Annotated in this window: 24 protein-coding genes; 9 read left to right on the forward strand and 15 right to left on the reverse strand. The window is 72.8% G+C overall.

The window, feature by feature from the left end:
• Positions 1-222: 222 nt before the first annotated feature.
• Positions 223-1,572 carry a tetratricopeptide repeat protein gene (locus tag KSE_RS29760; RefSeq protein ID WP_014139078.1) on the reverse strand — a complete coding sequence of 450 codons (1,350 nt, stop codon included), beginning with the start codon at positions 1,570-1,572 and terminating at the stop codon, positions 223-225.
• Positions 1,573-1,720: 148 nt separating this feature from the next.
• Between KSE_RS29760 and KSE_RS29765 the strand changes: the two genes are divergently transcribed.
• The 3 genes from KSE_RS29765 to KSE_RS29770 all read left to right on the forward strand — a co-directional run bounded on the left by KSE_RS29765 (position 1,721) and on the right by KSE_RS29770 (position 4,049).
• Positions 1,721-2,950: a radical SAM protein gene (locus KSE_RS29765; RefSeq protein WP_014139079.1), complete on the forward strand. Its 1,230-nt coding sequence runs from the start codon at positions 1,721-1,723 to the stop codon at positions 2,948-2,950.
• The gene (locus tag KSE_RS45970) at positions 2,947-3,081 is read left to right on the forward strand and encodes a hypothetical protein (protein WP_255519012.1); all 135 of its coding nucleotides are present in this window, start codon (positions 2,947-2,949) and stop codon (positions 3,079-3,081) included. The genes KSE_RS29765 and KSE_RS45970 overlap by 4 nt, the downstream gene beginning before the upstream one ends.
• A gap of 86 nt (positions 3,082-3,167) precedes the next feature.
• Positions 3,168-4,049 (forward strand): GNAT family N-acetyltransferase, encoded by an 882-nt coding sequence (locus KSE_RS29770; RefSeq protein WP_033260274.1) that lies wholly within the window; start codon positions 3,168-3,170, stop codon positions 4,047-4,049.
• Positions 4,050-4,065: 16 nt separating this feature from the next.
• Here KSE_RS29770 and KSE_RS29775 read toward each other — a convergent pair whose 3' ends face one another.
• On the reverse strand, positions 4,066-4,677 hold the full coding sequence (locus KSE_RS29775) for a TetR/AcrR family transcriptional regulator (protein ID WP_014139081.1): 612 nt from the start codon (positions 4,675-4,677) through the stop codon (positions 4,066-4,068).
• An 89-nt stretch (positions 4,678-4,766) separates the two neighbouring features.
• Between KSE_RS29775 and KSE_RS29780 the strand changes: the two genes are divergently transcribed.
• On the forward strand, positions 4,767-5,771 hold the full coding sequence (locus KSE_RS29780; RefSeq protein WP_014139082.1) for a glycoside hydrolase 5 family protein: 1,005 nt from the start codon (positions 4,767-4,769) through the stop codon (positions 5,769-5,771).
• Between the two features lie 68 nt (positions 5,772-5,839).
• Positions 5,840-5,983: a hypothetical protein gene (locus KSE_RS43045; RefSeq protein ID WP_014139083.1), complete on the forward strand. Its 144-nt coding sequence runs from the start codon at positions 5,840-5,842 to the stop codon at positions 5,981-5,983.
• Positions 5,984-6,026: 43 nt separating this feature from the next.
• On the opposite strand, the gene KSE_RS29785 is transcribed toward KSE_RS43045, so the two are convergent.
• The 4 genes from KSE_RS29785 to KSE_RS29800 form a co-directional block, all read right to left on the reverse strand.
• Entirely contained in the window at positions 6,027-6,971 is a 945-nt protein-coding gene (locus tag KSE_RS29785; RefSeq protein WP_014139084.1) for an SAM-dependent methyltransferase, read from the reverse strand.
• 14 nt (positions 6,972-6,985) lie between these two features.
• Positions 6,986-7,729 carry a cysteine hydrolase family protein gene (locus KSE_RS29790; RefSeq protein ID WP_014139085.1) on the reverse strand — a complete coding sequence of 248 codons (744 nt, stop codon included), beginning with the start codon at positions 7,727-7,729 and terminating at the stop codon, positions 6,986-6,988.
• Entirely contained in the window at positions 7,726-8,814 is a 1,089-nt protein-coding gene (locus tag KSE_RS29795; protein WP_014139086.1) for an isocitrate/isopropylmalate family dehydrogenase, read from the reverse strand. The genes KSE_RS29790 and KSE_RS29795 overlap by 4 nt, the downstream gene beginning before the upstream one ends.
• 275 nt (positions 8,815-9,089) lie before the next feature.
• Positions 9,090-9,620 (reverse strand): EF-hand domain-containing protein, encoded by a 531-nt coding sequence (locus KSE_RS29800; protein WP_014139087.1) that lies wholly within the window; start codon positions 9,618-9,620, stop codon positions 9,090-9,092.
• A 432-nt stretch (positions 9,621-10,052) separates the two neighbouring features.
• On the opposite strand from KSE_RS29800, the gene KSE_RS29805 reads away from it, so the two are divergent.
• The gene (locus KSE_RS29805; RefSeq protein ID WP_014139088.1) at positions 10,053-11,489 is read left to right on the forward strand and encodes a glyceraldehyde-3-phosphate dehydrogenase; all 1,437 of its coding nucleotides are present in this window, start codon (positions 10,053-10,055) and stop codon (positions 11,487-11,489) included.
• A 68-nt stretch (positions 11,490-11,557) separates the two neighbouring features.
• Here KSE_RS29805 and KSE_RS29810 read toward each other — a convergent pair whose 3' ends face one another.
• Both KSE_RS29810 and KSE_RS42385 read right to left on the reverse strand, forming a co-directional pair.
• Positions 11,558-12,199, reverse strand: a complete 642-nt coding sequence (locus KSE_RS29810; protein WP_014139089.1) for an ABATE domain-containing protein — start codon at positions 12,197-12,199, stop codon at positions 11,558-11,560.
• A gap of 43 nt (positions 12,200-12,242) precedes the next feature.
• Positions 12,243-12,518, reverse strand: a complete 276-nt coding sequence (locus KSE_RS42385) for a hypothetical protein (protein ID WP_148283175.1) — start codon at positions 12,516-12,518, stop codon at positions 12,243-12,245.
• Between the two features lie 16 nt (positions 12,519-12,534).
• Here KSE_RS42385 and KSE_RS29815 point away from each other — a divergent pair, with 16 nt between their 5' ends.
• Positions 12,535-13,101, forward strand: coding sequence for a helix-turn-helix domain-containing protein (locus KSE_RS29815; protein WP_014139091.1), 567 nt, complete (start codon positions 12,535-12,537; stop codon positions 13,099-13,101).
• 45 nt (positions 13,102-13,146) lie between these two features.
• Here the strand turns inward: KSE_RS29815 and KSE_RS29820 are convergent, their stop codons facing one another.
• Together KSE_RS29820 and KSE_RS29825 are read right to left on the reverse strand one after the other, a co-directional pair.
• Positions 13,147-14,058, reverse strand: coding sequence for a dihydrodipicolinate synthase family protein (locus KSE_RS29820; RefSeq protein ID WP_014139092.1), 912 nt, complete (start codon positions 14,056-14,058; stop codon positions 13,147-13,149).
• Complete coding sequence (locus tag KSE_RS29825; protein ID WP_014139093.1) at positions 14,055-14,906, reverse strand: aldolase; 852 nt, start codon at positions 14,904-14,906, stop codon at positions 14,055-14,057. Before KSE_RS29825 ends, KSE_RS29820 begins: the two co-directional genes overlap by 4 nt.
• A 239-nt stretch (positions 14,907-15,145) precedes the next feature.
• Here KSE_RS29825 and KSE_RS29830 point away from each other — a divergent pair, with 239 nt between their 5' ends.
• Positions 15,146-15,907, forward strand: coding sequence for an MBL fold metallo-hydrolase (locus tag KSE_RS29830; RefSeq protein ID WP_014139094.1), 762 nt, complete (start codon positions 15,146-15,148; stop codon positions 15,905-15,907).
• Between the two features lie 71 nt (positions 15,908-15,978).
• Here the strand turns inward: KSE_RS29830 and KSE_RS29835 are convergent, their stop codons facing one another.
• The 3 genes from KSE_RS29835 to KSE_RS45975 all read right to left on the reverse strand — a co-directional run bounded on the left by KSE_RS29835 (position 15,979) and on the right by KSE_RS45975 (position 17,832).
• Positions 15,979-16,227, reverse strand: coding sequence for a DUF397 domain-containing protein (locus KSE_RS29835; RefSeq protein ID WP_014139095.1), 249 nt, complete (start codon positions 16,225-16,227; stop codon positions 15,979-15,981).
• 2 nt (positions 16,228-16,229) lie between these two features.
• Positions 16,230-17,054 carry a DUF5753 domain-containing protein gene (locus KSE_RS29840; RefSeq protein WP_014139096.1) on the reverse strand — a complete coding sequence of 275 codons (825 nt, stop codon included), beginning with the start codon at positions 17,052-17,054 and terminating at the stop codon, positions 16,230-16,232.
• Between the two features lie 190 nt (positions 17,055-17,244).
• Positions 17,245-17,832 (reverse strand): NADPH-dependent F420 reductase, encoded by a 588-nt coding sequence (locus KSE_RS45975; protein WP_014139097.1) that lies wholly within the window; start codon positions 17,830-17,832, stop codon positions 17,245-17,247.
• Positions 17,833-17,977: 145 nt separating this feature from the next.
• On the opposite strand from KSE_RS45975, the gene KSE_RS29850 reads away from it, so the two are divergent.
• Complete coding sequence (locus tag KSE_RS29850) at positions 17,978-18,475, forward strand: MarR family winged helix-turn-helix transcriptional regulator (protein WP_014139098.1); 498 nt, start codon at positions 17,978-17,980, stop codon at positions 18,473-18,475.
• Between the two features lie 80 nt (positions 18,476-18,555).
• Here the strand turns inward: KSE_RS29850 and KSE_RS29855 are convergent, their stop codons facing one another.
• Positions 18,556-18,813, reverse strand: a complete 258-nt coding sequence (locus KSE_RS29855) for a DUF397 domain-containing protein (RefSeq protein ID WP_014139099.1) — start codon at positions 18,811-18,813, stop codon at positions 18,556-18,558.
• Positions 18,814-18,815: 2 nt separating this feature from the next.
• Positions 18,816-19,640, reverse strand: coding sequence for a helix-turn-helix domain-containing protein (locus KSE_RS29860; protein ID WP_014139100.1), 825 nt, complete (start codon positions 19,638-19,640; stop codon positions 18,816-18,818).
• Between the last annotated feature and the right edge of the window lie 281 nt (positions 19,641-19,921).

Consider the following 19,921-nt stretch of genomic DNA (forward strand, 5'->3'; position numbering starts at 1 on the left):
GTCCGCGCCTCCCGTCGCCGCGCCCCCGCCGGCGCCCCGGTTCCGGGTGCCGTTCCGGGTGCGCGGCCGCCCGCACCGCTGGCGCCGCCGAACGGTGCGCACGCCGGTGGCCCGGGCGGGCGAACACTCCCGGCGGATCGGGCAGCCCCGGTGCCGTCAGCATTTCTCCTCCGGCCCGCCTGCGGCCGCAGCAACGGTCCCCCGGTGCCTGGTCGCGCAGGTTCAGCGGGTGGGTCCGGGTTTGGCCAGCGGTCGGGCGCGTTCGTACAACTCGCCGGCGTGGGCATTGCGGCGGTGCGGGCCGATCGCGGCGAGCATCGCCCGGTAGCGGTCGTCGGCCCGACCGGACTGGACGTGCGGGTAGTCGTCCAAGGCGCGGTGCCAGTCGGCGACGGCCTCCTCCAGCCGGCCCTCCCGCAACTTCCACTCGGCGAGCATCGAGCGGTGCCTCACCCTCGCCCGCCGGTAGACCGCAGGGCGGAGCTTCTCGGACTGCTCCAGCGCGCGGATCGCGGTGCCGCGGTCGCCGAGTTCGTAGGTGACCTGAGCGACGTGGTAGGCGAGGGAGGACGGGTCGTAGGATCCGTGGGCCCTGGCCTTCGACTCGGCCTTCTCCATCGCGGTCTCCGCCTCGTGCAGCATCGCCAGCGCGCCGCTCGCGTCGCCGGTCTGCGCGAGGGCGTGGGCCTGCTGCCCGGCGAGGAACGCGCGCATTCGGGGCCCGGCCTCGGGGGAGGCGGCCGAGGCGGCGTCCGCGTACCTCGACGCGGCGGCGCCGTGGCCGAGTTCGACGGCCTGCACGCTCATGCCCCGCAGGACGGTGCAGAAGGTCAGGTGGTCGCTGGCCGCGCCGGCCAGTTCGAGCGCCTTGGCGTAGTAGCTCTGGCCGAGCATGTCCAGACGCTCGTCGACGGCCATGTAGCCGGTCAGGTACAGGTGGTCGGCCGCGGCGGAGAGCATCGCCCGGCGGACCTCGGCGGAGGCGTCGGCCTTCAGGTACGGGGCGATGTTGTTGACCATGAACGCCGCCGCCATCGGGCGAGCGGTCCGGCCGCCGAACCGGTCGTCGAGCTCGCTGATCCGCTCGGTCATCTGGATCACCGCGTCGACCTCGGCCATGCCGATCCGGGTGTGCGGGTCTGTCCTGATCCGCTCGAACCGTCCGAGGACGTCCTTCCAGCCGGGGACGGTCAGGGCGACCGAGTACAGGCCGGCGCTGAGCACGCCCCTTCGCGACGGGTCCATGTCCGTGCTCCCCAGGTCGATCAGTCCCGCCACGGTATCCGGCGAGGCGGCCTGGACGTCGGGCTGATCGGCGAAGCCGGCCTCGAACGCGGTGACGGGGCGGCCGAGCCGGCGGGTGAGGGCCTCCAGAACCACGGCCTGATATTTGGCCATCGGCCGAGTGCCCGAGAGCCAGTGCGACACCGCTGACTCGTCGTACCGCAGCTTGATCCCGGCTTCGGCGCCGGTCCGGTTGACCGCGCGGGCGAACTCGCCGTTGCTCGACCAGCGGCACTGCACGATCAGGGCGGCGAGCCTGCCGTTCGGCGTCCGCATCCGTGCCGTCATGCCAGCTCCCAAGCGAGGTTTCAAGGGTTTCAAAGGCTCGGGATGTCTCTACCGTGTTCACGCTCGGCGCACACCTGTTGACTCGGTGTCAGGTCGATCGGGCAAGCGGGAGCGGAGCCCCGTCCGGATCCCGTTCGACCGCTTCCGGTTGCCGCAGTGGCCTCCGTACCCCGCACCGCACGTCGCACGGAAGCACCCCGCCCACCCCGAGCACCAGCTGTCCGACCCGATCGAGGAGGCCATCGAAGTGTACGAACTCATCGCCGGCCGGTTCCTGGACGACCACTTGGTCCTCCGCCCCGGCAGCACCGCGGGCATCAAGGTCCCGCTACGGCAGTACGCAGATCTGGAGCGCGCCGCCGCCGCGGGCGAGGCAGCCCCGGCCTGGCTGGTCAAGGCCGCCCGGCAGCGTTGGGCGGTGGACCTGACGCCCGCCCGCCCGCTGCGGGACTACCTGCTGGTCCGCGCCCCGGCCGACCCGCAGTACAGCCGCGCGTCGTGGGAGATCAACCTCGGCTGCAACTACGACTGCGAGCACTGCTACCTCGGTGAGAAGACCTTCGAGGGCCTGGGCATGGACGACAAGGCCCGGCTCCTGCACCTCATGCGCGACGCCGGGGTGCTGTGGCTGCAGATCACCGGCGGCGAGCCGACCGTCGACCGCGACTTCACCGACGCCTACACCCTCGCCCACGAGCTCGGCATGATGCTCACCGTCTCCACCAACGGCTCGCGCTTGTGGCAGCCGAAGGTCCTCGACGTCCTGACCAGGATGCCCGCCTACCGGGTCGTCGTCTCCGTCTACGGGGCCAGCGTCGCCAGTTACGACGGCCTGACCCGCCGCAAGGGCTCCTTCGCCACCTTCAAGAAGGGCATGGCCGCCGCGCTGGAGGCCGGCATCCCGATGCGGCTCAACCTCGTCGTCACCGAGCACTGTGCCGACGAGGAGGCCGCGATGGTCGCCATGGCCGAGAACTGGGGCCTGGAGCACAACAGTTACGTCAACATGGCCCCGACGATCTACGGCGGCGCCGAGTCGCTGCCCGCGCAGTCCGCCAGGCACCTGCGGCAGCGGAAGGTATTCACCGGCTGCAACGCCGGCCACACCTTCTTCCACTCCGACCCGCACGGCAAGGCGTCGATCTGCAAGGTCGGCCGCGACCCCGCCGTGGACCTCATGACCGAGGGCCTCGATGGCCTCCGGCGCCTGGGCGCGATCGCCGACTCCCTCATGCTTCGCACCGGTGGATGCTCCGGCTGCCGGCTGTCCGGCTCCTGCGGGGTCTGCCGGCCGATGGCCAAGCTCTACCAGGAGGCGAAGGCACCACTCGCAAGCTACTGCCAGCACGGACGACCCAGGGAGGAGGTGTCCGCATGAACCCCCAAGCCATGATCCAGCTCGGAGCCACCCGGGCCGGCGCGGTCGACGTCGAGCTCGTCGACGATCTCGATGAGCTCGCCGAATCCACGAAGTGCTCCTGCAACGCGGGCGACGACAACCCGTTCTAGGACACCGAACGATCGAAAACCCGCGGGCCCCGGTCGCTTCCGCGCCGGGGCCCGCGGCGTGCGGGGCCGCTGGGTAGGGTGCTCGCATGCGTTTGACGTGGGACTGGATGAGCCCCGTGGTGACCGTGCCGTTCGCGCCCACCCTCGGGCCGGTCCACCCCGACGCCCTCACACCCGAGCTGTTCGCCGGCGTCATCGAGATCGCCGGCACCGGCCGCTTCCTCGCCCACGACAAGGACCGCCGCTGGTCCGACGCCAAGGACGAGACGGTCCTGCCGCTCGACATCGTCCATCGCCCCGGCCTCACCCTCATCCCGACGCTGTCCGCCCGCGGCACTGGCACCATCAAGGTCCACCTCTATGGCGACCCGACCGGCGGCCACCAGGAAGAGGCTGCCGACCTCGCCGCAAAGCTCGCCGCCATCCACAACGTAGCCAAGGCCCGCGTCCTGTCCTTCCAGGCACCTGGCCAGGCGGCCCGCACTGCCGCCGGGGCCTGCACCCGCGTCCAGCTCCGCGAGTTCACCTCCGACCGGCCCACCGTCCGACCGGACGCCGTGCGGCCGTTGGAGGCCCACCAGGAGGGCGTGCGGGCGACGTTCGCCGACTTCGCGGACAAACTGGCCGGAGACGGCTTCGCCTTCCTCCACTCCCGCATGCGGACCGGCACCGTCGGCCCGGTCCTGGTCACCATCACCGACGGCCGGGTGGTCGGTGCGATCGGCCCGATGGAGACCATGCCCGACCCTGCCGGTCGCACCCGCCTGCTGCCGCAGTACTTCGGCGTCCTGCCCGACCACCGCGGCCACGGGCACGGCCGGGCCCTGTGGCGGGCCGCCATGCACTGGGGCCACACCCACGGCGCCGACTACCAGCTCCTGCAGACCGAGATCGGCGGAGCCTCCGACAACCTCTGCCGTTCAGAGGGCCTCACCGACCTCGGCTTCGTGCGCGTCGCCGTGCTCTGAATCGAGGCCCTGCGAATCAGTGCGCGCAGAGCGGGGCGAATGCCGCGGTGACCGCCGCGGTCAGGTCGGCGGCGACGGCGGCGGGCGGGTCGCCTGCCAGGACGCGGCGGCGCAGCTCGCGCAGGGCGGCCCGGTGCAGGCCCGCCAGGGCGCCGGCCAGCAGCGGCGCGGCGGAAGGGGCGGCGCCCGGGGCGGCGGTGCGCAGGGCGGCGGCGAGGGCGGCCTCGGCGCGTTCGCCGATCTCCCGCTCGCGGGCGCGCAGCGCCGGGCTGGCCTCGACGGTGCGGAAGAACGCGGCCGCGTCCTGGGCCAGCCCGACCGCCGGGTCCAGCCGCCCGAGGGCCGCGCACAGGTCGTCCCGGACGGCCGCCGCCGGGCAGCACGAGCCCGCCGGGAGCGGGTCCACCAGCGCGGCGAGGTACCGCTCGACCTCGGCCTGCCGGTCGAAGAACAGGTCCTCCTTGGTCGGGAAGTAGTTGAACACCGTGTTGGTGGACACCCCCGCGTGCCGGGCGACCTCGGCGACGGTCACCCGGTCGAAGCCGTGCGCGAGGAACAGCGGGAGCGCGGCGTCCGCGATCGCGGTGCGGGTCTGTTGCTTCTTGGTCGCGCGGAGTCCGGTGGCCATGGCGTCCATCGTACGGAATGGTAGGGTCGCCCCAAAATTGGTGTGACACCAAAAATATTTCGGGCGACCAGGACGACGAGGGGGCCGACATGGGGACGAAGGCAGGCACGGTAGGACGGCGGGAGTTCGTGTTCGGGATCTACCCCGGCGCGCTGCTCGGCGACGAGCACGGTCTCGTCCACCCCGTCCGCCCCGACGACCCGGACCGGCTGGCGGCGGCCCTCGACCGGCTGCAGGGCACCGAACCCGGCTTCCGGATCCGGGTCTACCGCTCCTTCGCCGCCACCGTCCCCGCGCCCCCGCAGACCCCCGACGGCTGGCCGGCCTACCTCGACCGGCCCGGCCGGCGGATCGACCTGGTCCTCCAGTTCCGCGAACCCACCGGCAGCCTGACCGGCTGGGAGGCGTACGTCCGCGCCCAGGTCCGCGAACTCGGCACCCGGCTCGGCTCGGTGCAGATCTGCGAGGAGCCCAACGCCGACCTGCCCGTCCTGGACGGCAGCACCCCCAACGTCCTCGCCGCCCTGGTCGCCGGAGTCACCGCCGCCAAGGACGAGGCACGCGCCCTCGGCCTGGACGCCGCCGTCGGCTTCAACGCCGTCCCGACCACCGCCCCGGACGCGCCCTTCTGGCCCGACCTCGGCCGCCACGCCGACCAGCCCTTCCTGGACGCCCTCGACTACGTCGGCCTGGACTTCTTCCCCGACGTCTTCCGGCCCGTCCCCGCCGACCGCCTCGCCGACGCCACCGCCTGGCTGCTGCACACCTTCCGCCACACCGACCTCCCGAAGGCCGGCATCCCCGCCCACGTGCCGATCCGGATCTGCGAGAACGGCTGGCCCACCGGCCCCGGCCGCCCCGAGGAGGCCCAGGCCCGCGTACTCGACACCGTCGTCCGCACCGTCGCCGCACACGCCCGGACCCTCGGCATCGACGGCTACACGCTCTTCGCCCTGCGCGACGCGGACAGCGCCGGCGAGAGCCTCTTCCACCACTTCGGCCTGCTGCGCGACGACCACACCCCCAAGCCGGCGTTCGAGACCTACCGCACGCTGATCGCCGAACTGGGGCCGGTGCTGCGGGGGTTGCGGTGAGGGGAGGCTCCGCTTCGCGGGGAGGCAGGGGGAGCGGCGAGGGCTGGGGCCGCGGCTGCGGGGGCGGGGTGAGGAGGGGTTCCGCTTCGCGGGGAGGGGCGGGGCGGCGGGACGGCACCTTCGCCGTCCCCCGCCGCGAGGTGGCGTACGCCGGCCTGGCCGCCCGGGCGGGCGCCGTGCCGGCCGAACTCCGGCTGGTGGAGCGGGAGTAGGTGCGTCCCCGCGCCGTAGGCGGCACGGGGACGGGGTGGCGGGTCAGGGCCGTTTGGCGCAGGTGATCCAGCGGTTGGCGGCGAGCGGGTCGGCGGGTTCGGGGCGGAGGCGGGCCGCGGGGGCGTGGTGGAAGGGGGTGCGGACGGTGGTGGTCCAGCCGAGGGCGCGGAGGGCGGCGGCGGTGTCGGGGCGGGGGCTGGGGTCGAAGAGGGCGAGCAGGTCGACGTCCAGGCGTTCGCGGGCCTGGGCGTAGACGTCGGCGGCGCGGACGTCGGCGGATTCCAGGCCGGTCTTGACCTCGTAGGCGAGGGTGCTGCCGGGGGCGCTGAGCGCGTCCAGGGCGGCGGTGACCGCGAGTTCGGCGGCGGCCGGCAGGTAGAGGAAGAGGCCCTCGGCGAGCCAGGCCACCGGGCGGGACGGGTCGAGTCCGGCGGCGGTCAGCGCGCCCGCCCAGTCCTCCCGCAGGTCGACCGGCACGGTGCGGCGGCGGGCCCGGGGGGCCGCGCCGAGGCCGTCCAGCACCCGCTGTTTGAAGCGCAGCACTTCGGGGCGGTCCAGTTCCCAGACGGTGGTGCCGGGCGGCCAGGGCAGCCGGTGCGCCCGGCTGTCCAGGCCGGCGCCGAGCAGCACCACCTGCCGGGTGCCGGTGGCCGCCGCGCCGAGCAGGTGGTCGTCCAGCACCCGGGTGCGCAGCGCGAAGTAGGCCGCGAGCCGCTCCCACACCGGGTCGCCCGGGTCGACCTCGGCCGGGTCGGCGGGCCAGTCGGCGCAGCCCGGCGAGGCGCGGACGAAGTGCGCGGCGAACGGGTCGACGGCCAGCGCGTCGGCCCGACGGGCTTCCAGCGCACGGGCGTTGGCGACCAGCAGGGCGGTCCGGCCGACGCCCGCGTGCACGCCCGCGTCGTCCGGCACGCCCGCGGGCACGCCCGCACCCTCCGGCAGCAGGTCGACCGGCAGCAGGTCGGCCAGCAGGACGCCGTCCGACATGCTCGTCGGCGCGCTCACCGCCGGCCCGCCGGCGTCTCGGCGGTGTCCGACGGGCGGCCGGGGAAGCGGACGCGGTCGAGTTCGGTGATCCGGGCGCCGTACACCCGGTTCATGAAGCGCAGGATGTCGGCGTCGGCCAGGTGCAGCGCGGTGGTGCAGTCGCGCAGCACGGTCAGGTGGAAGCCGCGCTGGAAGGCGGTGCGGGCGGTGGAGTCGACGCAGACGTCGGTGAACACCCCGGCCAGCACCAGGTGTTCGATGCCGTGCCGGCGCAGGTGCGGTTCGAATCCGGCGTCCTGGAAGGCGTCGAAGCAGGCGTGCTTGGTGAACACCGCCTCCTGCGGCCGGGGCCGCACGCCGTGGAACTCGGCGCCCCAGCTGCCCTCCAGGCACTTGGGCCGTTTGCCGAGCCGGGCGTCCCGCCGCCGCCAGGCCGGGCCCTGGTGGGCCGGGTCGCCGAGGAACCGGACGAACAGCACCTCGGTGCCCGCCGCCCGGGCCCGCTCGACCGCGCGGACGCTGTTGGCGGCGGCCCGGGCCAGCAGCGCCGGGTCGCCGGGGAACCGGGAGCGGGCCACCTCGCCCGCGCAGAAGTCGTTCTGCAGGTCGACCACCACCAGCGCGCTGCGCCCCGCGCCGCCGGCGGGGGAGGTCTCGGCGGGCCGCCGGCGGGCCTCGGCGGGCCGGTGCGCGGCGCGGTGCGGGTGGTGGGGGTGGGCCGGGCCGTGGGCGGTGCCGGGGGACTGGGCGGCGCTCATCGGGCGGCCGCCGGAACCGGCTCGGCCTGGCTCGGCACGAACGTTCCTGCAAGCGAGGCAAGGACGGCGTCCACCACCTCGGTGGTGCCGGCGGTGCCGCCCAGGTCGGGGGTGCGGGCGCCGCGGGCCTGGGCGGCGGCGATCGCGGCCTCGGTGGCGGCCTCCGCGCCGGGGCAGCCGGCGTGCCGTTCGGCGATCCGGGCGGCGGCCCGGACGGTGGCGACCGGGTTGACCAGGTCGCGTCCGGCCAGGTCGTCGGCCGAGCCGTGCACGGTCTGGTACTCGGTGAGGCCGTGCAGCGCCGGGTGCAGGTGGACGTTCTCGGCGCAGCGGTTCTCCTGCCGCTCCGAGCCGTACCGGTCGAGCAGCACGACGTGCATGATGTCGGCCCACTCGTTGCCGGCGACCAGCAGGGTGCGGTCCTCGGGGCCGTGCGCGATCAGGTTGCGGTTGACCGTGTCGGGCTGGAACGGGGCGATGTCCAGGCCGAGTTCGGCGGACAGGCCGGCCGTCCAGTCGTCCATCACCCCGTCCAGCAGGTGGTACTTGTAGGCGAGCAGCACCCGGGCCGGGCCCTCGGGCCACGACTCCCGGGCCCGGTCCACCGCGTAGCGCACCACGCGCTCGGTGACGGCCCGGCTGAACTCCATGGTGCGGACCACCCGGCCGTCCTCGTGCCGGTTCTCGCCGGTGTAGAAGCCCTGGGCCTGGTCGCGGACCAGCAGCAGCCGTGCTGCCCCGGCGGTGAGCTGCTCGACCTTGACGGCGGCCAGCCGCTGCCGGACCAGGTACAGCGACTGGGCGTTGATCGCGGTGCGGAACACCGCCCGGGCCCCCGCGGCGGCCTGTTCGCGGCAGAACCACTCGTAGTGCGCGGCGTCCTGCTCGGTCAGCGCGGCGAACTCGGCGGTGCCGGACGCCCCGGCGCGCAGCGACACGTACGAGTGGTAGAGCCGCGGCGAGCGCACCAGCCGGACCTGCGTGCCGTGCAGTGCGGTGATCCGGTCGAGCACCCGCTCGAAGACGGGGGCGAGGTCCGGGCCGGTGCCGCGGCCGACGGCGAGGGCGATGAGTGGTGCGGTCACTGCGGTGGCTCCTTGCAAGTGGGGCTGGGTACGGCGGCGCCGAACGGGTCGGGGCCGCCGTCCGGAACGACGGGCCGCCGTCCGTCCGGGTACTCGGACGCGGGCCGGGGCTCGGACGGACCGAGTACCCGGACGGACGGCGGTGTCAGCCGGCGGATCCGACGCGGCGCGCGGAGGCGGCGTCGGCCGGACGAGGGCAGCACCGGGGAACCGGTGTCGACGGGGACACCGGCGTGGTGGCGGTGGGGATGTGGGCGGGGCGGGGGTGGGAGCGGTCAGAAGGAGTCGGGGACCAGGTGGTCGCCCGGGATGCCGGACTTCTCCGGCGAGTAGTAGTCGCGGATGCCGTCGGCCCAGACCCGGACGGTGATCCGGTCCTCGGCGTCCGGCCCGAACGCGTCGAACAGCGAGTGGATGTTGGGCGTCTCGAAACCGATCGCGGTCATCAGGTCGAGGAACCGCGGGCGTTCGATCAGCCCGTCGCCGTCCGGGTCGCCGAGGACGGCGAGCGCCTCGGCGAAGACCGCGGCGGTGGCGCCGAACAACTCGGTGTTCAGCACGAAGCCGCGGAAGTCCTGCGGGTTGATCAGTCCGTCCCCGTTGGTGTCCAGGGTTTCGGACAGCACCTTCCAGTAGCCGCTCAGGCTGTCGGCGAGGGCCTGCCGGTCGGCGGCCGGCGAGTCCTCGGCGACCAGCAGCAGCCGTTCTGTCATGAGGTCGAAATCGGCCTCGTCGATCACCCCGTTCCCGTTGGTGTCGAACAGGGTGAACACCAGCGCGGCCCGCTGGAAGGCCTCGTGTCCCATGGGTAGTCGTCCCCTTGGTCGTGGCGGGCCCGACCTGCTCGGCCTGGCCTCGGCCGGGAACTCCTACTCTGCCGTGAAGAGTGGCCCGTTGTCCGGCGAACTGACGTGTTGTCACTCACGGGAGTGACTAATGTTACGCAAGTGATTATTGTCACGCCCCGTGACGGACTCGAACGCGTTCGGAAAAGCTGACCATCCGTCATGTCCGGTCGTCCGACGGACGGAAGCCGCCGCTCCGCGCGCCCGCGACCGCGCCGGTGTGTCCGGCGTCACGCCCGCCCGGGTCGCCCGGATCGAACCACCGCTGGTCGGAAGGGGGACCACTCCCCGACCCGCGGACAGGCCGAAGCTAGCATGGGGGGCGCCTTAGCTCGGCCATACCCTCGGCAACTCGGCCTACCCTCAGCTCGGCCTACCCTCGAAAGTTGAATTGTGACTGTCAACGACGACGTGTTCACGGACTGGAAGAACCGCGAGGAGCTCGCGGAGACGATGATCCCGATCATCGGACGGCTCCACCGCGAGCGGGACGTCACCATCCTGCTGCACAGCCGCTCCCTGGTGAACAAGTCGGTGGTCAGCATCCTCAAGACGCACCGCTTCGCCCGCCAGATCGCCGGCGAGGAGCTCTCGATCACCGAGACCTTCCCGTTCCTCCAGGCCCTCTCCGCGCTCGACCTCGGCCCGTCCCAGATCGACCTGGGCCTGCTCGCCGAAGCCCACCGCGCCGACGACCGCGGCCTCTCCCCGGCGGAGTTCACCGCCGAAGCGGTGGCCGGCGCCACCGGCGCCAACAAGCTGGAGCGCCAGGCCCCGCGCGACGTGGTCCTCTACGGCTTCGGCCGGATCGGCCGCCTGCTCGCCCGCCTGCTGGTCGAGAAGGCCGGCGGCCTGCGGCTGCGCGCCATCGTGGTCCGCAACGGCGGCGGCGACGACCTGGTCAAGCGCGCCTCGCTGCTGCGCCGCGACTCCATCCACGGCCAGTTCCAGGGCACCATCACCGTGGACGAGGCGACCAACACCATCGTCGCCAACGGCAACGCGATCCAGGTCATCTACTCCAACGACCCCAGCGAGGTGGACTACACCGCGTACGGGATCGACAACGCCATCCTGATCGACAACACCGGCCGCTGGCGCGACCGCGAGGGGCTCTCCGCGCACCTGCGCCCCGGCATCGCCAAGGTCGTGCTGACCGCCCCGGGCAAGGGCGACGTCCCGAACATCGTGCACGGCGTCAACCACGACACCGTCAAGCCGGACGAGCAGATCATCTCCTGCGCGTCCTGCACCACCAACGCGATCGTGCCGCCGCTCAAGGCGATGAACGACGCGTACGGCGTGCTGCGCGGCCACGTGGAGACCGTCCACTCGTTCACCAACGACCAGAACCTGCTGGACAACTACCACAAGGCCGACCGCCGCGGCCGCTCCGCGCCGCTCAACATGGTGATCACCGAGACCGGTGCCGCCTCGGCCGTCGCCAAGGCCCTCCCGGAGCTGCAGGCGAAGATCAGCGGCAGCTCGATCCGCGTCCCCGTGCCGGACGTCTCGATCGCGATCCTCAACCTCCAGCTGGCCCGGGAGACCACCCGCGAGGAGGTCCTGGAGCACCTGCGGGACGTCTCGCTGACCTCCCCGCTCAAGCGGCAGATCGACTTCATCGACTCGCCCGACGCGGTCTCCAGCGACTTCATCGGCTCCCGCCACGCCTCGATCGTCGACGCGGGCGCGACCAAGGTCGAGGGCGACAACGCGATCCTGTACCTGTGGTACGACAACGAGTTCGGCTACTCCTGCCAGGTCGTCCGGGTCGTCCAGCACGTCTCCGGCGTCGAGTACCCGACTTTCCCGGCCGCGACCAACTGACCCAGCTCGCTCGGACGCAGGGGCCCCGGCCGACCGGCCGGGGCCCCTGCCGTCTTCCTGACGGACCGTCAGCCCTCCTTCGCGGCACGCTTCCTGGCGTAGGCGCGGGCGGCCCGGACACGGTCGCCGCAGCGGGTCGAGCACCAGTGCCGGGCGGCGTGGGTGCGGACGTAGAACCGGCTGCACGGGGTGCCGCCGCAGCGGGCCAGCCGCTCGGCGTCCGGGCCGGTCAGCAGGTCGGCGGCGTCGGCGGCCAGCCGGGCCATCGCCCGGTCGGCGATCCGGTCGGCCGGGTGCGGCAGGCTGCGGTGCAGGCCCCGCTCGGCGTCCCAGCGCAGCAGCGCCACCGCGGGCGCCGCCGCCAGCGCCTCGTTCACCGCCGCCAGCGCCCCGGGCGGCGCGGGCCGCCCCGCCACCCGGGCGTCCAGCAGCTCGCGCACCGCGCCCCGGAACAGCCGCAGCCGCACCGTGCACGGCTCCAGCACCCGCCCCGCCGCCGGCGCGAGGCCGTGCTCCACCAGCCACGCGGACGCCGGCCCCGGCGCCCCCAGCAGGTCCAGCGGCCCGCCCGGCAGGGTCAGCAGCGAGTTGGCGAAGTCCAGCGCCGGGTACTGCTCGGCCCCCGGCGCGGGCGGCGGAGCGGGCTGCGGGGCGTCCTGCGGCGGGGCGGCGGGCTCTGCGGCGGGGGCGGTGGCGGCGGGCTGGCTCATGGTCCTCATGGTAAACGCTCGGCTTGCCCGTGAGGAGGTGCGTTCAGTCGGTGACCGGCTCCAGGGCGTACGCCTCGTACGGGTCGGCGACCACGACGGCGGTGACCGCGCCGTCCGCGGCGCGGGTGAGCGGGCGGACGGTGGTGCGGGACTCCGGGTCCCACCCGTCGCAGTAGTGCGCTTCGACTCGTTCCCCGGTCGTGCCTCTCGCCCCGCCCCGTCCGACCTCGTTCGACCTCGTTCGATCATCGTTCCGGAAGGCACGGTACCGGCCGGGTCGGACGGCCGGGGTGGGAGAATGGGCGGATCCACGGAGCAAGGGGTGCGTGATTCGGATGGCCGGGCGACTCAGGGCGTTGCGCACGCAGAACCGACTCAGCCTGGAGGCGCTGGCGGCGCAGGTCGGGGTGACCAAGAGCTACCTGTCGAAGGTGGAGCGGGGGTTGAGCGAGCCGTCGATCTCCACCGCGCTGAAGATCGCGGAGGCGCTCGGGGTCGAGGTCGGGCGGCTGTTCTCGGAGGAGGTCGAACCGGAGCTGGTCACGGTCGTCCGGGCCGGCGAACGGACCCCGCTGGGCGGGCCGGAGGGCTCCCGGTACGAGGGCATCGCGGCCGCGCTGCCGGGCAAGCGGATGGTGCCGTTCGTGATGTACCCGCCGCTGGACGGGCCGGTGGAGGCGTTCAAGTCGCACCGCGGCGAGGAGTTCCTCTTCGTCCACCAGGGCCGGGCCGAACTGGAGTTCCCCGACCGGACGGTGCGCCTCGGGCCCGGCGACAGCGTGTACTTCAACGCGGCCGTGCCGCACCGCTGCCGCAGCACGGACGGGGAGCCGGCCCAGATCCTGGTGGTGATCCACGACGAACCGGACGCCGGGGACGACCGAGTCCCGCCCCTGCCCTGAGCGTCGGGGCTCGGGGCGGGGACGGGACTCGGAGTTGACGGGGCGTCAGGCAGCGGCGGGCTGCCCGGCCTCGTCGATCTCCCGCAGGATCGCGGTCAGTTGCTCGGAGCGGGTGGCCTCCAGCGGCAGCAGCGGCAGGCGGGGCGTGCCCGCCGGGAAGTCGCGCAGCGCCAGGCCCGCCTTGACGGTGGTGGGCAGGCCGCCGGAGACGATGAACTGCAGCAGCGGCAGCTGGCGGGCGAACAGCTCGCGGGCGGTGGCCAGTTCGCCCGCCCGGACGGCCCGGTGCAGGGCCAGCACCAGCTCCGGGATCAGGCACGGCGCCGCGGTGCACCAGCCGGCCGCGCCCGCGACGAACGCGGGCAGCGCGAGCGGGTTGCTGCCGTTGTAGAACGGCAGCTCGCCGCCGGAGAGTTGGGCCAGCCGGTGCATCCGCTGCAGGTCGCCGCTGCTCTCCTTGACCATCGTGATGTTCTCCACCGACTCGACCAGGCCGACGAGTTGCTCGGGGGAGAGGTCGATCCCGGCGGTGGCCGGGTTGTTGTAGACCATCACCTCGATGCCGACCGCGTCCGCGACCTCGGTGAAGTGCCGCTCGACCTCCCGTTCGGTCAGCCGCCAGTACGACAGCGGCAGCACCATCACCGCGTCGGCGCCCGCCCGTTCGGCGAAGCGGGCGCGCTCCACCGCGCCCCTGGTGGTGAGTTCGGCGATCCCGACCACGGTCGGCACCCGGCCGGCGACCGCGCCGATCGCGGCTTCGGCGGCGGTGCGCCACTCCGCGTCGTCCAGGTAGGCGCTCTCACCGGTGGAGCCGAGCGGGGCGACGGCGTGCACCCCGGAGTCGACCAGCCGGTCGACCAGGGCGGCCAGGCGGACGGTGTCGACGCCGCCGTCCAGCGGGTCGAAGGGGGTGACGGGGTAGGCGATCACGCCGTCCAGGGCGAGCTTGCTCAACGGGGGCCGTCCTTGGGGGAGTTGGTGGTGGAGGTGGTGGAGGTGGAGGTGGAGGTGAGGGGGGTGGTCAGCGCGTCGCCGTGGCCGGCCCGCAGGGCGCGGCGGGCGTAGTAGGCGAAGTTGGCCTGGCTGCGCTTGGGGGTGGAGGTCCAGTCGTGGGCCTCCTGGGCGAGCAGTTCGGGGATCTCCTGGATCCGGCCGGAGGCGGAGGCCAGCAGCTGGAGCCGGGCGGCCCGCTCGAACAGCACGGCGAGGGTGCAGGACTCCTCGACGCTCGCGGTGGCGACCAACTGCCCGTGGTGGGCGAGCAGCAGGGCGCGCTTGTCGCCGAGCGCGGCGGAGATCAGCTCGCCCTCCTCGTTGCCGACCGGGATGCCGGGCCACTTCTCCAGGAACGCGCAGTCGTCGTACAGCGGGCACAGGTCCATGTGCGAGACCACCAGCGGGGTCTCCAGCATGGAGAGCCCCGAGATGTGCAGTGGGTGGGTGTGGATGATGCAGTTGACGTCCGGCCGGGCCCGGTAGACCCAGGAGTGGAAGCGGTTGGCCGGGTTGGCCATGCCCTCGCCGGCCAGGACGTTCAGGTCCTCGTCGACCAGCAGCAGGTTGTCCTCGGTGACCTCGTCGAAGCCGAGGCCCAGGCGCTGCGTCCAGTAGGTGCCGGGCTGTTCGGCGCGGGCGGTGATCTGCCCGGCCAGGCCGGAGTCGTGGCCGGCGTCGAACAGGATGCGGCAGGTGAGGGCGAGCTTCTGGCGGATCGACCAGTCGTTGTCGGGGATGGCGGTGCGCATCCGCTGCTGGGCGAGGTCGACGAGAGCGGATTTCGAGGTGGCGAAGCTGTCGGCCATGTCCGGGGGCCTCCTTGTCGGTTCGGCGATGCCCTGAACACTGCGTTCACTATAGGACACCTCGTGTCCTTGAGTCGATGGGGTTGTTCTGATGGTGGATATGTCGACTGGTCGACTCAATGGGGCTGGGCGGCCGTGTTCACGGAAAAGCTTGTGGTTCTCCGTGAGGGGTCGCTAGATTCTCCTCACGGAGAAAGTCGGAGTTCCCCGTGAGGGGATTGTCGAGCTGCGAGGTTGCCATGACCGCCGTCCCCACCCCCCTGCCCGCCGCCGTGCCCGCCGTCCGGGTCTTCGGAGGCCCCACCGCCCTGATCGAGTACGGCGGCCTGCGCCTGCTCACCGACCCGACCTTCGACGCCCCCGGCGACTACCCGCGCGGCGACGGCCGGTTCCTCAGCAAGACCCTCCCCGCCACCGCCGACCCGGCCGACCTCGGCCCGCTCGACATCGTGCTGCTCTCGCACGACGAACACCCCGACAACCTCGACCACAGCGGCCGCAAGCTGCTCGCCGACGTCCCGCTCACCCTCACCACCCGGGGCGGCGCCGAACGCCTCGGCGGCACCGCGCGCGGCCTCGCCCCCTGGGAGGCCGTCGAATCGGGCGGCGTCACGATCACCGCCGTGCCCGCCCAGCACGGCCCCGACGGCTGCGAACCGTTCACCGGCGAGGTGATCGGCTTCGTCCTCACCGCCCCCGGCCTGCCCGTCGTCTACGTCAGCGGCGACAACGCCTCGCTCGCGGTCGTCGAGCAGATCGCCGAACGCTTCGGCCCCGTCGACACCGCCGTCCTGTTCGCCGGCGGCGCCCGGGTCGGCATCCTCGACAACGCCCTGCTCACCCTCGACAGCGCCCGAGCCGCCGAAGCCGCCCGCATCCTCGGCGCCCGCCGGATCGTCCCCGTCCACTTCGACAGCTGGGCCCACTTCACCGAAGGCCGCGAACCCCTGCTCGCCGCCTTCGCCGCGGCCGGCCTCGCCGACATCCTCGAACTCGTCTGACGGCACAGGCGAGTTCGGCACACGAAAGCCCCCGGAGTCCATGACGGACTCCGGGGGCTCGTGACATCCCGTCAGACGGTGTCGAACTCGCCGCTGGTGGTGGCGGTGAGGAAGGCGGCCCAGGCGGTGGGGGTGAGGTGGAGGCGGGGGCCGTGCGGGTCCTTGGAGTCGCGGACGCCGATGGTGTGGTGGGAGGTGGCGAAGTCGGAGCAGACCTCGACGCAGTTGCCGTTGCCGCTGGCGTCGCTGTGGCTGGACTTGACCCAGGCGGCGGTGTCGCCGAACAGGCCTGTGGTGGAAGGGGTTTGCGTGCTGGCCATGCTCAGATCTCCTCCTTGGCACGGTGGAGCCAGGCCCGGGAGTCCTCGGGCGAGAGGGCTTTCACCTGGACGAGATTGTAGATGAGGGAGGTATGCCGGACCTGTGGCTCGGCTTCGATGAGTTGGCCCGCGTCGGAACCTTCCACGAAGACCACCCGGGGGTTGTCCGTGAAGTCCAGCAGGGTGGTCGTCCCGCTCATCGCGCCGTGGCCGCCGGCGGCGAACGGCAGGACCTGGACGACCGACTTCGGGCCTTCGGTGAGGTCGAGGACGTGCTGGATCTGCTTGCGCATGGCCTCCGGCCCGCCCACGTGTCGGCGGATGACCGCCTCGTCCAGGACGACCCACATCAGTGGCGCGCTGTCCCGGGTCAGCAGTTCCTGGCGAGCCTTGCGGGAGGCCCACTTGCGGTTGATCTCCTCGGCGGTGGCCAGCGGGTTGCCGAGTCGGATCAGGGCCGGGCCGTACTCGTCGTCCTGCCACAGGCCCGGGAACGTGCCGGTGGCGAACTCGCGGATCTCGCAGGCGAGCGGTTCGAGTTCGACGTAGCGGCGCGACCATTCGGGGAAGCTCTCCCGGAGGGTGAGCTTGAAGAGGTGGTCGAACAGGCCGTCGGTCTGGAAGAACTCGTCCAGTTCGGCCGGTAGTCCGAGCGGGATCGGGCGGTCGGCCGTCTCCACGTTGCCGATCACGGTCTTCGCGTGGCGGAGTTCGGCGGCGAGGGTGGTGAGGGAGAATCCCTGCTGCTTGCGGAGTTTGCGCAGTTGGAAGCCGAAGAGGTCCCGGGCCGAGCGGTCGGGGTGGAGGACTCGTTCCTGCTGGGCCATGGCGCTTCTCCTGCGGCTCGCGGTGCGGGCGGCGCACCCGCCGGATCAGGTTAGCCGTAGGCGGTCACTCAGCGGGGCCGAATGTGACGAACTGTCAATCTGATGCTGTCGCTTGGTGTTTCTGCCAGGTGCTCCCGGCGGCGACGCGGCCCCCACGCCGCTTCGCCGCCGGGAGGTGCGGGTGCCGGGTTCAGCCGCGGGCGAGGGCGAAGCCGATGTTCGCGCCGTGGCCCTGGGCGAAGGCCAGCTGGATGAGGAGTTCGACGGCGGGCTCCAGGTAGCGGGCGTTGGTGAGCGGGCCGGCGTCGAGGGCGTCGAAGCCGAGGGCGCCGCCGAGGGCGACCACGGTGGCGACGGCGGCGCGGTCGTCGCCGGCGACCGGGAGCAGCAGGGGGGTGCCGGAGAGGGTGCCGGTCTCCATGGTGACGGCCATCGCGGTGTTGAACGCCTTGACCACCTTGGCGCCGGGCAGCGCGGCGGCGACCTGCTCGCCGCCGGAGGTGGTGTGGCCGACGGTGAGCGAGAGGTAGTCGGCGGCCAGCGGGTTGGTGGCGTCGATCACGATCCGGTCGGCGAGCGCGGCCCTGATCTCGGCGGGCAGTTCGGCGACGGCGCCGAACGGGACGGCGAGGACGGTGAGTTCGGCTTCGGCGGCCTGGCGGGCGGACTTCTCGGCGGGGGTCGAGGTGTTGGCGGTGGTGACGGTGTGGCCGAGGTCGGCGAGGCGGCGGGCGAGGACGGAGCCGACGTTGCCGGTGCCGAGGACGTTGATCTGCATGGGAATCTCCCCTGTTCCGTGATGGAGCTGTGCCGTGGGCGCGGAGCGCTGCCCCCGCTCCACCGTAGTGTTGCGAATTCGAAGCACTCCGATGCCGAGAAACATACACATGCTTCGAATTCGCAGCAACTGTTAGCCTGGTTCCATGACCGAACCGCGCTGGCTGGACGACACCGAGATGCGGGCCTGGGCGGGCCTGCTGGAGACCTACGACCTGATCCACCGGCAGGTGGAACTGCAACTGCGCGAGGCCGCCGGACTGACCATGGTCCAGTACGAGATCCTCACCCGGCTGAACGAGAGCCCGGACGGCGCCTGCGGGATGACCGAGCTCGCCGAGCGCATGGTCGCCTCCCGCAGCGGACTCACCTACCAGGTGGGCCAGTTGGCCAAGGCCGGCCTGCTCGTCCGGGAGCCCGACCCGGCCGACGAGCGCGCCGTCCTCGCCGTCATCACCGCCGAGGGCAAGGACCTGCTGGAGAGTGCCGCCCCCGGCCACGTCCGGGTCGTCCGGGAGGGGCTGCTCGACCTCTACACCCCCGAGCAGACCGCCCAGCTCGCCGCCCTGATGGACACCGCCCGCGCCCACCTGCGCCGGGTCGTCCCGGTGATCCCGCCTCGTCCCCGCCGCAAGCGCGAGTAGGCCGCGGCGGGCTCCGACGAAACCGTTCGGAGCCCGCCGCGGCCTGCCCGGGGGTGGGGGAGTCGCGGGGACGGCGGGGGTCAGGCGGTGCCGAACTCCCCGTCGGTGGCGGCGGCCAGGAAGGCGGCCCAGGCGGTCGGGGCGAAGCGCAGGCGGGGGCCCTGCGGGTCCTTGGAGTCGCGGACGCCGACGGCGTCGTGCGAGACGACGAAGTCGGAGCAGACCTCGACGCAGTCCCCGTTGCCGCCGGGGTCGCTGTAGCTGGACTTGACCCAGGCGGCGGAGGTGGCGTTCGCCGGGCCGGGAGTGAAAGTGAAGGGGTCCTGGATGTCGACCATGGTCAGATCTCCTCCTTGACGCGGCGGAGCCAGTCCCGGGAATCCTCCGGGGAGAGGGCGGCCGCCTGCAGGAAGTTGTAGGTAAGGGAGATGTGCCGGACCTGCGGCGCGGACTCGATCAGCCGGCCCGACACGGAGTCCTCCACGTAGGCCGCCCGGGGGCCGTCCGCGAAGTCCAGCAGGGTGGTCGAGCCGCCCAGCGCGCCGTGCCCCCCGGCGGCGAACGGCATGACCTGGACGACCGAGCCGGGCTGCTCGGTCAGGTCGAGGACGTGTTGGACCTGCCGGCGCATGGCCTCCGGCCCGCCCACCCGGCGGCGGACCACCGCCTCGTCCAGGACGACCCACAGCAGCGGCGGATCCTCCTCGGCCAGCAGTTCCTGCCGCGCCTTCCGGGAGGCCCACTTGCGGGCGACCTCCTCGGCGCCGGCGCGTGGGTTGCCGAGCCGGATCAGGGCCAGCCCGTACTCGTCGTCCTGCCACAGCCCCGGGAACGTCGCCGCCGCGTACTTGCGGATCTCGCAGGCGAGGGCCTCCAGCTCCACGTAGCGCCGGGACCATTCCGGGAAGCCCTCCTGGAGCGAGAGCTTGAAGAGGTGGGCGAACAGCCCGTCGGTCTGGAAGAACCGGTCGAGTTCTTCCGGTAATTCGAGCGGGATCGGACGGTCCGCCGTTTCCACGTTGCCGATCGCGGTCTTCCCGCGGCCGAGTTCGGCGGCGAGCACGGCGATGGAGATCCCGTACTCCTTGCGGAGCTTGCGCAGCTGGAAGCCGAAGAGATCCCGTGCCGATCGGTCGGGGTGGAGCACTCGTTCCTGCTGGGCCATGGCCTTCCTCCCTCGGCTCGCAACGCGGGCGCGCCGCACTGATTCGGGATCAGACTAGGCGCCGGCAATTGCGGTCCCGGGGTGGGAAAGGACAGTACGTCAGACCGGCGCACCGATATGTCAAGTCGGCTTCGGACGGCGATAGTTCGTGCTCCTTCGGTGACGGTCCGGCACGATCGGGGGCCGGCCGCCGGCCGGTGGCGGGCGGAGTCCTCCGGCCTCCCGTTCTCGCCCCCCGTTTCCGGGCCCGTTTCCGTCCCCGCCGTCGTTCCCGTCCCGTT

The sequence above is a fragment of the Kitasatospora setae KM-6054 genome (assembly GCF_000269985.1).
Classification (GTDB): Bacteria; Actinomycetota; Actinomycetes; order Streptomycetales; family Streptomycetaceae; genus Kitasatospora; species Kitasatospora setae.

What these genes read in the sequence shown, in the direction of transcription:
- KSE_RS29760 (WP_014139078.1), bottom strand. Translation starts at nt 1,572, where the DNA reads ATGACGGCACGGATGCGGACGCCGAACGGCAGGCTCGCCGCCCTGATC.
- KSE_RS45970 (WP_255519012.1), top strand. Translation starts at nt 2,947, where the DNA reads ATGAACCCCCAAGCCATGATCCAGCTCGGAGCCACCCGGGCCGGCGCG.
- KSE_RS29770 (WP_033260274.1), top strand. Translation starts at nt 3,168, where the DNA reads ATGCGTTTGACGTGGGACTGGATGAGCCCCGTGGTGACCGTGCCGTTC.
- KSE_RS29775 (WP_014139081.1), bottom strand. Translation starts at nt 4,677, where the DNA reads ATGGCCACCGGACTCCGCGCGACCAAGAAGCAACAGACCCGCACCGCG.
- KSE_RS29780 (WP_014139082.1), top strand. Translation starts at nt 4,767, where the DNA reads ATGGGGACGAAGGCAGGCACGGTAGGACGGCGGGAGTTCGTGTTCGGG.
- KSE_RS29785 (WP_014139084.1), bottom strand. Translation starts at nt 6,971, where the DNA reads ATGTCGGACGGCGTCCTGCTGGCCGACCTGCTGCCGGTCGACCTGCTG.
- KSE_RS29790 (WP_014139085.1), bottom strand. Translation starts at nt 7,729, where the DNA reads ATGAGCGCCGCCCAGTCCCCCGGCACCGCCCACGGCCCGGCCCACCCC.
- KSE_RS29800 (WP_014139087.1), bottom strand. Translation starts at nt 9,620, where the DNA reads ATGGGACACGAGGCCTTCCAGCGGGCCGCGCTGGTGTTCACCCTGTTC.
- KSE_RS29810 (WP_014139089.1), bottom strand. Translation starts at nt 12,199, where the DNA reads ATGAGCCAGCCCGCCGCCACCGCCCCCGCCGCAGAGCCCGCCGCCCCG.
- KSE_RS29815 (WP_014139091.1), top strand. Translation starts at nt 12,535, where the DNA reads ATGGCCGGGCGACTCAGGGCGTTGCGCACGCAGAACCGACTCAGCCTG.
- KSE_RS29825 (WP_014139093.1), bottom strand. Translation starts at nt 14,906, where the DNA reads ATGGCCGACAGCTTCGCCACCTCGAAATCCGCTCTCGTCGACCTCGCC.
- KSE_RS29830 (WP_014139094.1), top strand. Translation starts at nt 15,146, where the DNA reads ATGACCGCCGTCCCCACCCCCCTGCCCGCCGCCGTGCCCGCCGTCCGG.
- KSE_RS29835 (WP_014139095.1), bottom strand. Translation starts at nt 16,227, where the DNA reads ATGGCCAGCACGCAAACCCCTTCCACCACAGGCCTGTTCGGCGACACC.
- KSE_RS29840 (WP_014139096.1), bottom strand. Translation starts at nt 17,054, where the DNA reads ATGGCCCAGCAGGAACGAGTCCTCCACCCCGACCGCTCGGCCCGGGAC.
- KSE_RS45975 (WP_014139097.1), bottom strand. Translation starts at nt 17,832, where the DNA reads ATGCAGATCAACGTCCTCGGCACCGGCAACGTCGGCTCCGTCCTCGCC.
- KSE_RS29850 (WP_014139098.1), top strand. Translation starts at nt 17,978, where the DNA reads ATGACCGAACCGCGCTGGCTGGACGACACCGAGATGCGGGCCTGGGCG.
- KSE_RS29855 (WP_014139099.1), bottom strand. Translation starts at nt 18,813, where the DNA reads ATGGTCGACATCCAGGACCCCTTCACTTTCACTCCCGGCCCGGCGAAC.
- KSE_RS29860 (WP_014139100.1), bottom strand. Translation starts at nt 19,640, where the DNA reads ATGGCCCAGCAGGAACGAGTGCTCCACCCCGACCGATCGGCACGGGAT.